Source organism: Amycolatopsis sp. NPDC049868 (assembly GCF_044461365.1).
Lineage (GTDB): Bacteria > Actinomycetota > Actinomycetes > Mycobacteriales > Pseudonocardiaceae > Amycolatopsis.
In genome coordinates this window covers 354,764-366,537 of record NZ_JBITKV010000005.1, presented here as the reverse complement: position 1 = coordinate 366,537, position 11,774 = coordinate 354,764, and the positions used below count along the sequence as shown (strand labels likewise).

Sequence of the window (11,774 nt, the reverse complement as noted above, 5' to 3'; positions counted from 1 at the left end):
CCACTAGCCGGCGAGCACCAGCCGCGTGTATTCGTCCAGGATCTCGCCGAGGTCGGTGAAATCGCCCGCCGAGGCCACCTGCTGGTAGCCCACCAGCATCGCCAGTCCGAGCGAGGTCACGACCTCCGCGCGACGCCGGTCGGGGATCAGCTCGGCCACCACCCGCCCGACCGTCTTGACCCGGGCGTCGTCGACGCGTTTCTGCGCCACACGAACGGTTTCGTCGTTCGCCGCCCAGGCACGGATCGCCGCCTCCGCGCGATGGCGGAGCCCGCGCGTCAGGCTCATCAGCGCGGCGAAATCCGCCTCGGGGCCGCCGGAACCGAAGTCCAGTTCCCGCAGGATCCGCACCTGCCGCTGCGCCCAGAAGTCGAGCAGGGCAGCGACGAAACCGGGCCAGCCGCCGAAATGGTGGTAGAACGATCCGCTGGTGACGCCGAGGCGTCTGCCGAGCGCGCCGATGTTGAGCCCGGCGAACCCGGACTCGGCGAGGATTTCCAGCGCCGCGTCGAAGTACTTCTCGCGGCTGACAGAAGGCGACATCAGACGGTGCGCTCCCGCCCCTCCCAGTACGGGCGCCGCAGGGTGCGTTTGAGGATCTTGCCGGTCGCGTTGCGCGGCAACGCCTCCACGATCTCGACCGTGCGGGGGCATTTGTAGTGCGCCAAGCGTTCCCGGCAGTACTCGACGAGCTCTTCGGCGTCGACCCGCTCTCCCGGGGCCGGGGCGACCACGGCCTTGATCTGCTCTCCCCAGTGATCGTCGGGGATCCCGATCACGGCGACCTCGCCGACCGCGGGGTGTTCGGCGACGACCCGCTCCACCTCGGGCGAGTAGACGTTCTCGCCGCCGGTGATGATCATGTCCTTCACGCGGTCTTCGATGAAGACGAAACCGCCGTCGTCGACCCTGCCGACATCGCCGCTGCGGACCCAGCCGTCGACGATCGTCTCGGCGGTCGCCTCGGGTTTGCCCAGATAGCCCGCCATCGCCTGATCGGTACGGAACCACAGCTCGCCAGGGGTCCCCAGTTCGGTGTCTTCGAGGGTCGCCGGATCGACGACCCGCATCCCCACCCCGGGCAGCACCGTGCCCGCCGACGCCAGCCGTTCCGGCCGGGCGGGGTCGCGATGCGCGTCCGGACCGAGCGCCGTCACCACCCCGGACAGCTCGGTCATGCCGTAGACCTGCACGAACCGGGTGTCCGGCCAGGCCGCGAGCGCGTTGCGCAGCAACGGGAGCGGCATCGGCGAAGCGCCGTAGCCCAGATACTTCAACCGCGCGAACGCGGCGACGGCCTGCTCCCCCGCCTGCATGATCCCGGCGACCACCGCGGGCACCAGGAACGCGTGCGTGACACCTTCGGCCAGCGCGCCCAGCAACGATGCGCCGTCGGGCTCGCGCGTCATCGTCGTCGGCTGCCCGTAGTGGAAACCGATGATCGCGTAACAACTCCCGCCGACGTGGAACAGCGGCATCGCGACCAGGTTGCGGTCGCCGTCGGCCATCGGGAACCGGGCGCCGGCGTTCCGGCTGTGCGCCAGCAGGTTCCGGTGGGTCAGGACGGCGCCCTTGGGGAAACCGGTGGTACCGCTGGTGTAGATGATCAGCGCGCCGTCGTGTTCGTCGACCTCGGCTGACATCCCGGCAGGCGTCGCCTCGGCCAGGAAGTCCTCGTACTGGTCGTCTTCTCCACCGACGACGATCACGCGCTCGACCGACGGCAGCCGATCGCGCAGCGCCTCGACGGCGGGCAACAGTTCCGGACCGGCGAACACGACCCGCGCGCCACTGTCACCGAGGACGTACGCCAGTTCTTCCGGAGCGAGACGCCAGTTGACGACCGCGTTCGCCGCCCCGAGCGACGACGCGCCGAAGGTCACCTCCAGGCAGGCGGGCGTGTTCTTGTCGACGAAAGCGACCCTGTCGCCTCTGCCGATTCCGGCGGCCGCGAGCGCCCCGGTGACGCGCCTCGCCCGGTCGTCGAATTCGGCCCAGGTGAGCCGCCGATCCTGGAACGAAAGAGCCTCCCGCTCTGGGATCGTCTTCGCCCAATGCGCGAAGAGTTCACCGAGAAGCCGCACATCCGGACGCGCGTCGTCGGGCATGCCGGACCCCTTTCACCAGGTCAGAGCCGCCATAGAGTGCTCTATGGTGACTCTTCACCGGTATGACGTCAAGCCACTGAGCGGGACATTTGATTGACCGGGTGAGCGCTACATCACATCCTGTACATGATGTATGACGCGGCGAAGGAGAGACCATGGCTGGTTCACGGCGGGACTTCCTGAAGACGGCGGGGCTGACCGGCGGGCTCCTCGCCTCCGGCGCGGCCTTCGGTCCGGCGGCGGCCTTCGCGGATCCGTGGGACCAGGTCCCGGAGATCCTCGCCCGGATCGTCCCGCCGAAGTTTCCCGACCGGGTCTTCGACCTCCGTTCGTTCGGCGCCGTCGGCGACGGCAAGAAGGACAACACGAAGGCGTTCGCCGCCGCCATCGCGGCCTGCACCACGGCCGGCGGCGGACGCGTACTGGTCGCCGGCGGCGAGTACCGCACCGGCGCGATTCATCTCCGGTCCAATGTGGACCTCCATGTCGCCGCCGGGGCGACGATCAAGTTCTCCAGCAGCGCTTCCGCGTTTCCGGCGGTCTACACCCGTTGGCAGGGCATCGAATGTGTCAACTTCTCCCCCTTCATCTATGCCCGCGGCCAGACGAATCTGGCACTGACCGGGGCCGGCACGATCGACGGGAACGCTCAGGCCGGGCCGTGGTTCGACTACGACGGCAAGCGCGGGCCGGACTGGGATCGGCTACAGCAGATGGCCGTCGACGGCGTTCCGGTGACGAAGCGGAAGTTCGGTGCCGGGCATTACCTCAAACCGAACATGATCCAGTTCTATGCCTGCCGCGACATCCTGGTCGAAGGGCTGTCACTGCGGAATCCGGCGATGTGGACGGTGCATCCGGTGTTGTCCAAGAACGTCACGGTACGCAACGTCAAGATCCACAGCCGCGGCGCGATGGTCGACGGCGTCGACCCCGAAAGCAGCGCGGACGTGCACATCCACCACTGTTCCTTCGACACCGGTGACGACGGCACGGTGATCAAGTCCGGTCGCGACACCGACGGGCGCCGGGTCGGCGTGCCGAGCGAGAGCATCGTCATCGAGGACAACGACTACTACGGCCGCTGGGGCGCGATCACCGTCGGCTCCGAGATGTCCGGCGGGGTGCGCGACGTTTTCGCGCAACGCAACCGGATCCACGCCGGCTCGTCCTACAAGGCGTTCTACGGCCTGTATCTCAAGACGAACAAACGCCGCGGCGGCGTGATCGAGAACATCAACGTGCGGGACCTGAGCGGCGGACCGGTCGACCGCGGCGCGATCTTCGTCGACATGAACTACAGCCTGACCGGGCCGGGGTTCGGGGATATCGTGCATCCGGTGATCCGGAACATCGACGCTCGCGACATCCGGCTCGACGACTCGCCGTTCGCGCTGAAGATCGCGGGTTCGGAAGAGAGCCCGCTCACCGGCTTCCGGCTCGCGGACTCGGCGTTCACGAATATCGACACCCCGAAACCGCAGATAAGCAACGCCAAGAACGTCGTCATCAGCAAGGTCACGGTGAACGGGAAACCGATCTGAGGCGGTCAGGCGACGAACAGGCTGAGCAGTCCCTCGACCGAGCGCACGATCACCCGGGCGGCGGCGCGTTCGGCGTGCGCGGCGTCGGCTCGTTCCGCCTCGTGCCGCCAGCGGACGAGCGCGCTTTCGGCTTCCGCGTGGATCTCGGCCGGATCCGCGTCGGGTTCGAGACCGAGCCGCTCGGTGGGTGCGAGCCCCTGCGCGCCGAGCAGCCGGACGGCCTCCTCCGCGCTCTCCCCGGACAACGCCGTACGGCCACCGCGGATACCCGCGATGAGCCGCAACTCCCGGAAGTCGTGCGCGGCCGCGGCGAAACGTTCCACGCGGGCGGCGAGCCGGTCACCGTGCGGGAGCGGTTCCGCGGCGAGAAGGCCTTCCACACGCAGCACCGCCGTGCGTGCCTTCAACGCTTCGGCCCTCGCGACGAAGCACCCCGCGAGCGTGTCCCTCAGGTCGCCGAGACCGCTGCGGTGCACGAGTTCGGCCGAGAGTTTCAGCCTGCTCTCGCAGCCGGTGCGGATCAGGGTGATCGCCAGCCGGACCCCGTAGAGCCCGAACCGCGACACCAGGTGTTTCCTCGATTCCGGCGAGACCCGCACCGGGAACGGATCGTCCACAAAGGAATCGACGGACAGGAGATACCGTTCCAGTTCCGGCCGGGAGATCGACGCCAGCGCGCGCAGCACCTCGAATTCGTCGTCCCGCAGCGCGCGTCCCGCGTAGCCCAGTTGCCCGGCGACCGCGATGACTCCTTGGAACCCCGCGCACTCCGGGTTCTCCCGCCAGGCCCGCCGGGCCAGCTGTTTCGCGGTGAGCAAGGCGTCGATCCGGCCCGCGCCGACCTCGTCCGCCCTGCCGAGCACGAGTACGGAGTTCACCGCCGTCTGCCGCGCGAACGCCGAACCGCCCACCGGCCGGGCGCCGGCGAGTTCGTCGGGTTCGAGATGGCGCACCAGGCGCACCGTCGCGTCGACATGTTCGGCGAAGGCCGGAGTGTCGAACAGATCGATCTCGCGCAAGGCCCGCGTCGGCCATTCCGCCAGCGCGGAGACCAAAGTGGACTTTCCGGTTCCCGGTGTGCCGATGAAGCCGACGCGCAGCGGTTCGTCCAGCCGCTCCAGGCATTCCCGCAGCATCGCCACCGCGTGCGGGCGGTCCCGGTAGTGCGCCGCGGCCTCGTTCAGCAGCTCCCGGACATCAAGAGCGGTCACGCCGACAGCTCCCGGCGCGGCGTGGCGCCGGTGCCGAGTGCCCCCGCCTTCCGGTGCAGGGTGGCCAGCCGGTCGATCTCCTTCTTGACCCGCTGGGTACGCCGGTCCCGTTCGGCGGAGCCGGCGATGATCAATTCCCGTTGCCGCGTCAGCTCTTCCGAGAGCTGGTCGGACAGCGCGGCGAAATGGTCGCGCAGGCGCCGCTGCACCTGACGGACCTCGTCCTTGATCTCCTTGCTGAACCGGATGAACACGTCGTCGACATGGCGCTGCGCCGCGGCCTTCGCCAGCGCCTGGCGGCGCTGCAACCGCATCCCGCCTTCGTCGCGCACGCTCTTGGTGGCGAACGCGACACCGGCGCCGAGCGACACCGGGTTGATCAACGGCAGCCCGGCGAGGCTGGTGACCAGGCCGAACATCAGCACGCCGCCGTAGGAACCGCGCAAGCCGGTGAAGAGTTTCTGCCCGACCTTGAACCGCTCGATCTTGGGGGTGCCGACCTCGGGGATCGAGTCCACTCCGGACCCGGTCAGCGGCAGTTCCGGGGCGTGGCCGTAATGCGGCCCGAAAGTCGACGCGACCGCTTGCGCGATCCACTCCGACCGGTCGGACACCCAGTTGTAGTTCGTCTCGACGGCCTCGGCGAGGTTTTCTTCCAGCCAGGTCTGGAAATCCGGCCAGATCTGCACCGGGTCGCCTTCGTCGAAGGTGCGGTCGACATGCCGCACGATCACCCGGGTCCGCTCGCGCAGATCGTATTCGGCGTCGGAGATCAGATCGGTGATCTCGTCGGACAACATGTTCTGCCAGCGGACGTTCTGCCGCCGCAGCTCCTCGGTGCGCCGTTGTGCCTGGTGCAGCAGGGTGACCTGATCGACGCCGTTGTCCTGGGAGACGGCGTTCAGCCGGGTCTGCAGCGTCTCGACCAGTTCGACCGCCGCCGCGCGCACACTCACCGCGGCGGCGAGCGCCCGGGTGCGCTCGATCGGGCGCGCGGCCTGTTCTCCCACCCAGTTCAGGAGTTCCGGGAAGCCGGACCGGCCGTTGAGACCGGCGTCACCGGCCTTCGCGGCGGCTTGACGCACCGTCGCGGACACGGGGAAGACGTCGGCGACGACACCGGTCTCCGACAGCGCGGCGCGGTTGCGGGCGGCGAGGTCCCGCCAGTCCGGGCTCACGTCGATCTTGGTCAGCGCCAGCACCAGCGCCGGGCACCAGGTCCGGATATGCCTCGCCAGCGCGAGTTCGGCGGGCTGGAGTTCCTGTGTCGCGTCGGAGACGAGGATCACCGCGTGCGCGTCGGCGAGGACGTCGAGGGCGGCCGCCGTACGCGGGGACCGGGGATCCCCGATCGCCGGGGTGTCCACCAGCACCAGGCCCGTGCCGAGGAGTTCGCGTGGCAGGCCGACTTCGACCCGGCGCAGCGAACCGGGCGGCCGGACCTCGAGTTCCTTGGCGAGGTCGCCGACCGGCACGTTCTCCCTGGCGTGCCCGACCAGGACGGCGGCGGGGTCGGCGGCGTACCCGATCTCCGTGGGCACGGCGGGCGTACTCGCGTCCCCGACCGCGCAGACCGGTGCGTTCAGCAGCGCGTTGAGCAGGTAACCCTTGCCCTGTTTGGGAAAACCGACCACCGCGATCCGGGTGCCCGGCGCCCGGTGGTCCCGTCTGCGCCGGAGTCGTTCGGCCAGGTCGGCGCGACCGTGGGCGGCACAGGCGTCCAAGGTCTCGTTGAGCACGTCGAGCCAGGCTGGGGCTGTCACGGGGATGCAGTGTTCCCTTAACCAAGCGCGGAATCAATGTGGCATGGGCCAACATGCCGTGCGGGCCCCGCGACCTGGTGCGGTCGCGGGGCCCTGGCACAAATATGAAAGAACTTCAGGTCAGCCGATGTGGATGTCGTTGCCCGAACCGATGTCACCGGTGCCGATGTTGACGTCACCGATGTTGCCGATGTTGTGGCCGATGTTGTTGCCGATCTCGGACACCGTGTCGTGGACCTCGGTGACGCCCGCGACGTTGCCGACCTCGTTGGCCACGTTGGTGGTCACGTCGCCGGCGTGGTGGCCGACGTTGTTGGCGATGTCACCGTTGCCGTAGTTGTTCGCGACGTCGTGCACCTTGGTGGTGACGTCCGCGACGTCGAGGTGACCGATGGTGCTGGTCAGGTCGCCGACCTCGGCGAGGAAGTTCGGGGCGTCGCCCGAGCCACCGTCGGCGCGCGGCAGGTCGCCGGCCAGGTCGCCGACGGCCGGGACCGAGTCGACGGCGGGCAGAGCGGCGGTGTCCACGGCCGGGATGCCGTGGGCCAGGTCGGTCGCGGTGTCGACGGCGCCGGTGGCGAGGTCGCCGGCCTGGCCGACGGAAGCGGCGTCGAGGCCACGCGAAAGGTCGTCGGTCAGCCCGAAGCTGCCGACGGTGTTCTGCGCGAGGGCGGTCACGCCGGCGGCGGCGTTCGACACGTCGGTCACGTCGGAGACGGCCGGGACACCGGGGAGGCCCGGGACGTCGATCGGCAGGTCGCCCACGGCGGGGACGGCCGGGACGGCGGGCAGGTCGCCGAGCTCGGGCAGGCCGCCGAGCTCCGGCAGACCCGGCACGGCCGGGAGACCCGGCACGGCCGGAAGACCGGCCTCGGGCAGGCCCGGCAGGGCGCCGGCACCGGGGACCGCGACCGGCAGACCGGCGGTCAGCGCGGTGAGCTGGTCGATCGCGCCCTGGACGCCGTCGGCGCACTCGCCGTCGGAGCCGTTGACGGCGTTCGTGATGCCGCCGAAGCCCGCCAGGTTGTCAGCGGTGGCCGCGGTGTTCCCGGTGAGGTCGGTGGCGGTGCCGACCGGGACGAAGTCGAGCACCAGCGGGACGACCTCGTGCACGTCGGCGGCGTTGATGTCGCCGAGGCCGGCGTCGGCCAGCACCTGCTGCGGGTCGTTGGCGAACGCCGCGCGGGCCGCGGTGTCGTTCAGCAGGTTCAGCGTGAAGTCGTGCAGGGTCTGGACGGAACCCATGAAAGGACTCTCCTGGGGGTCTAGGTCGGTGGGGCGCGCCCGGCGGCCGGAGGGCACGGCTGAGCGCAGGTCACCGAAGTTAGTGAGCCGGTGCCTATGGGCACATCGGGGATCACTCCTGGTCGTCGCTCACTCAGCCAATAGGGGATCGGTATGCCATCGTTAGGGCGTTAGGGGCTTAACCGAGACGCAGTCGGTTGGGTTTAATGCCAACTCTCACCCGGATGGGTCAAGCCATTCAGGTGAGTGGCCCTATTTGGTCCTTAGGGGCTGGTCAGCGAAGGAGGATGCTCGTTGCCCTACGTCCTCGGCATCGATATCGCCTCGACCCGCACCACCGCCGCCACCTGCGTGAACTCCGGCGACGGCTGGAGCGTGCCCGAGCCGTCGTGGCTCGGCGCGCGCGGCCCGGCGGCGGCGTCGGCGGTGTTCCTCGACGACGACGGCTACCTGCTCACCGGGGACGCCGCGGTCGAGGCGGGCCGGTCCGCGCCCGCCCGCCTGCTCACCGGGTTCCACGAACGGGTCGGCGACGACGTCCCCGTGATCGTCGGCGGTGAGCGGTTCCCGGCCGAATCCCTCAGCGCGGTCCTCGTCGACGCGGCGGTGGACCAAGCTGCCGAACGCTTCGGTGAGAAACCGCACCACATCGTCCTCACGCACCCCGTCGGCTGGGGTCCGTTCCGCCGCGACCTGCTGCGCCGGGCGCTGGCCGAGGCCGGCTTCCCCCGTGCCGCACTGGTGGCGGCGCCCATCGCCGCGCTGCACGCCTACCTCGCGCCGCACGGGGACGTCACCGCCGGTGTCTGCGAATTCGGCCCGGACGGCGCGGTCGTCACGATCGCCGCCGCCGGCGTCAACGGCTGGCAGCCGGTCAAGACGCTGGAAGGCGTCGACCCCGCCGAGGCCGTCGGCAAGGCCTTCGAACTCGCGCACGGCGCCGGGGTCCCGCCTCAGGCGCTGGCCGGCATCGTGCTCTGCGGCGAGGCGCCGCCGGTCCCCGGCCGGACACCGTGCCCCGTCTTCGCGTCGAGCGACCCGGTGCTGACGGTGGCGACCGGCGCGGCCAACATCGCCGCGCGACGTGACCTTCCTCAACCCGGCGGGGCGGGATCGCGCGCCGTCGCGACCATCGAAACCACCCTGCTTCCCAGGGTGGACACGCCGGAAGAGCTCACCGAGCGACCCGAACGGCCGCCGGTCGACATCACCCCGTTCCCCTTGCCAGAACGCACCGGGGCGGCGAAACTGCTCAGCCGACGGAAGCCCCTCGTCGCCGGCGCCGCGGTCGTGGTGCTGGCCGCGACCACCCTGCTGCTCACCCTGACCACTCGAGAAGCCACCGCGGACAAGGGTCCCGAAGCCCCTCCCACCACTTCGAGCTCGTGCGCGCCGCCCACCCCCGGTGCCTCCTCATCCACAGAAGGTCGCTGTTGAACGCACTGCTCGACCAGCCCGGCATCATCCATCCGGGTGCCCGGCGCCTGCTCGACGAGGTGACCACCGCCCCGGAAGTCCCGGTGCGGGTCACCGTCGTCGCCCCCGGCGGGCACGGCAAGACCCATCTGCTCGGCCTGCTGGGGCGTCGCTACGCCGACGCCGGCGTCGAGGCGCTGCTGGTCGACGACGCCGACCAGCTCGACGAGGACGAGATCGCGAAGATCAAGGCGCGGGCGGAGGAAACGACGACGCCCGTCGTCCTGGCCTTCCGGACCGCGGCGCGCACGAAAGCCCTGCGCGCGCTCGCCGATTCCTTCGGCAGATCCGTGTCCTTGGGCGCTTTCGGCGTCGACGACGTCCGGCGGCTCGTCGAGCGCTCCGGCGGCGACGCGGCCACCGCGGCGGAGGTCCACGTCAGAACCGGTGGTGTGCCGGGACTCGTGGTGCGCGCGGTCACCGGACGGCTCGCGGACTTCCGCGGCGAACTGGAGCAGCTGGACGACGACGTGCACCGCTACCTGATCGCGGCGGAGGCTGGCGCGGGGCGGAACCTCGATCTACTGGCCGCGCTTCTGAACCGCGATCGCGAAGGTCTGCCCGAGGTCTTCGACAGTGCCAGGGCGACCGGTCTCCTCGGCGAGGACGACGTCCTGCTGCCGATCGCGGCCGAAGCCATCCGGGCCTGGGGTTCGCCGGGGCGACGGCTGACGGTGTTGCAGCGGCTGGTGGAACTCCAGTTACGGGACGGGCTTCCGGTGCTGGATCTCGCCCGGTCGTTGCTGGGAACGGGAAGTTCGGGCGCGAGCGCGGCGGCGGCCTTCGAAGCCGCCGCGCGCGAGGCGATGCCCGACGACACGAAACTCGCGGCGCGGTTCTACGAGGCCGCGTCCGAGGCCGGTGGGCGCGGCGCGGCGCTCACCGTCGGCTGGGCGCACGCCGCGGCGCTGGCCGGGGACCTCGACACCGCACTGCGGCTCGGCGACGGCATGCTCGGCAGCACATCGGATACGGACGCCAGGGCCGCGGGCGCCGAAGTGGCCGCGACCGTGCTGGCGCATCGCGGCGAACTGGCGCACAGCGCGGAGCTGTACCAATGGTCCGGGCGGGCCGCGTCGAAGGCGTTCGCCGCGATCGCGTTGCTGGGCACCGGAAAGCTCGAGGCCGCCCGGGGTGTGCTCGAAGCTCCCGAGGTCCCGACCCTCTTCGCCGGTGCCGCCTCGCGGATGGCGCGGGCGATCACCGGCTCGGTGTCCGGTTGCGGCGCCGAAACCTTGTCCGCTTTGCTGGGCGCGGCTTCGATGCTGGAATCGGCAGGCGCGCCGGCGCCGCTCCCGGACAGCCCGGCGGCCCTGGCGGCGTTGGTGGGCCTGCATTCCGGCGAACTCGCGCTGGCCGAGTCGGTGTTGAACCGCGCGGCGAACGGCCGGATCGGCGGTGACCTGCTCGCGAAGCGGCACCGGCTACTGCTCGGCTGGGTCGCGATGACCGCGGGCGACCTCAAGACGGCCGCCGAAGCCTTGATGCCGCCGGACGGCCTCGAAGCGCGTGACGAACTCTTCGCCGCCACCCTGCACTTGGGCCTGGCGCGGCGAGCGAGTGATCTTCCCGGCCTGCAACGGTCTTGGGACCGCGCGTATCAGGCCTCCATGCGCCAGCAGCCGGATCTGTATTCGCTGCTGCCGCTGGGAGAACTCGCGATCGCGGCCGCGCGGGGCGGCGCGAGCGCCAAACTGGCCGGGCAGCTGGAGCGGGCACACACCGTACTCGACGCGCTCGGCAACCCTCCATTGTGGACAGCCACCCTGCGCTGGCACGAACTGCACGCCGCCATCACCGTCGAGGATCACGCGTCGGCGGGGGAACATCTGGCCGCGTTGAACGATTTCGCGCCCTGCGGCCGCTATCCCGCGGCCCTCGCCGCCGCCGCGACCGGCTGGCTCGCGGTCCTGACCGGAAGCTTCGACCCGGAATCGATCACCGCGTCCGCGTCGGAACTGCACGAACTCGGGCTCTGCTGGGACGCCTCCCGGCTGGCCGGGCAGGCGGCGATCCGGACCTCCGACCGGAAGGCGATGGTCCAGCTGCTCGAAGCGGCCCGGCAGTTCCAGGGCCGGGCACCGGAACCCGTCGCGGCCACCGGGTTGAACGCCTTGAGCGAACGGGAACTGGAAGTCGCCCGCCTCGTCGTCGGTGGGCTGACGTACAAGCAGGCCGGGAGCGAGCTGTTCATCTCGGGGAAGACCGTGGAACACCACATGGCCCGGATCCGGGGGAAACTCGGGGCCGGGGACCGGCGGGAACTGCTGGCGATGCTGCGGGAGTTGCTCGCGGCAGGCGAGGGCTGACGTCTGGGATCGTGTCGCGAAAGCCACTTTCGGGACATCACACGTCGCGAAAGTGGCTTTCGCGACACGCCTGAGCCGACCAGTGGTCATGCGACTTTGCCTGGCCCTGGCGTCTGGT

Annotated in this window: 8 protein-coding genes; 3 read left to right on the top strand and 5 right to left on the bottom strand. The window is 70.3% G+C overall.

Translation table 11 applies throughout. The features are described 5' to 3' along the window. Window positions 1–3: 3 nt before the first annotated feature. Together ACIBTM_RS23325 and ACIBTM_RS23320 are read right to left on the bottom strand one after the other, a co-directional pair. A complete protein-coding gene (locus tag ACIBTM_RS23325; RefSeq protein WP_395879184.1) occupies window positions 4–543 on the bottom strand; it encodes a TetR/AcrR family transcriptional regulator in 540 nt (179 codons plus the stop codon). Next, the gene (locus tag ACIBTM_RS23320) at window positions 543–2,108 is read right to left on the bottom strand and encodes a long-chain-fatty-acid--CoA ligase (RefSeq protein WP_395879183.1); all 1,566 of its coding nucleotides are present in this window, start codon (window positions 2,106–2,108) and stop codon (window positions 543–545) included. The genes ACIBTM_RS23325 and ACIBTM_RS23320 overlap by 1 nt, the downstream gene beginning before the upstream one ends. 155 nt (window positions 2,109–2,263) lie before the next feature. On the opposite strand from ACIBTM_RS23320, the gene ACIBTM_RS23315 reads away from it, so the two are divergent. After that, window positions 2,264–3,652: a glycoside hydrolase family 28 protein gene (locus tag ACIBTM_RS23315; protein ID WP_395879182.1), complete on the top strand. Its 1,389-nt coding sequence runs from the start codon at window positions 2,264–2,266 to the stop codon at window positions 3,650–3,652. A 5-nt stretch (window positions 3,653–3,657) separates the two neighbouring features. Here ACIBTM_RS23315 and ACIBTM_RS23310 read toward each other — a convergent pair whose 3' ends face one another. The 3 genes from ACIBTM_RS23310 to ACIBTM_RS23300 form a co-directional block, all read right to left on the bottom strand. Next, on the bottom strand, window positions 3,658–4,863 hold the full coding sequence (locus tag ACIBTM_RS23310) for a GTPase (protein ID WP_395879181.1): 1,206 nt from the start codon (window positions 4,861–4,863) through the stop codon (window positions 3,658–3,660). Further along, window positions 4,860–6,626: a dynamin family protein gene (locus ACIBTM_RS23305; RefSeq protein ID WP_395879180.1), complete on the bottom strand. Its 1,767-nt coding sequence runs from the start codon at window positions 6,624–6,626 to the stop codon at window positions 4,860–4,862. The genes ACIBTM_RS23310 and ACIBTM_RS23305 overlap by 4 nt, the downstream gene beginning before the upstream one ends. Window positions 6,627–6,746: 120 nt before the next feature. Next, window positions 6,747–7,871: an IniB N-terminal domain-containing protein gene (locus tag ACIBTM_RS23300; protein ID WP_395879179.1), complete on the bottom strand. Its 1,125-nt coding sequence runs from the start codon at window positions 7,869–7,871 to the stop codon at window positions 6,747–6,749. Between the two features lie 294 nt (window positions 7,872–8,165). Between ACIBTM_RS23300 and ACIBTM_RS23295 the strand changes: the two genes are divergently transcribed. Further along, window positions 8,166–9,308 (top strand): molecular chaperone DnaK, encoded by a 1,143-nt coding sequence (locus ACIBTM_RS23295; RefSeq protein ID WP_395879178.1) that lies wholly within the window; start codon window positions 8,166–8,168, stop codon window positions 9,306–9,308. Next, a complete protein-coding gene (locus tag ACIBTM_RS23290; protein ID WP_395879177.1) occupies window positions 9,305–11,656 on the top strand; it encodes a LuxR C-terminal-related transcriptional regulator in 2,352 nt (783 codons plus the stop codon). Before ACIBTM_RS23295 ends, ACIBTM_RS23290 begins: the two co-directional genes overlap by 4 nt. Window positions 11,657–11,774 lie beyond the last annotated feature (118 nt).

Bases quoted from the DNA above. Each gene is read 5' to 3' on its own strand.
- ACIBTM_RS23325 (WP_395879184.1), bottom strand. From the start codon at position 543: ATGTCGCCTTCTGTCAGCCGCGAGAAGTACTTCGACGCGGCGCTGGAA.
- ACIBTM_RS23320 (WP_395879183.1), bottom strand. From the start codon at position 2,108: ATGCCCGACGACGCGCGTCCGGATGTGCGGCTTCTCGGTGAACTCTTC.
- ACIBTM_RS23315 (WP_395879182.1), top strand. From the start codon at position 2,264: ATGGCTGGTTCACGGCGGGACTTCCTGAAGACGGCGGGGCTGACCGGC.
- ACIBTM_RS23300 (WP_395879179.1), bottom strand. From the start codon at position 7,871: ATGGGTTCCGTCCAGACCCTGCACGACTTCACGCTGAACCTGCTGAAC.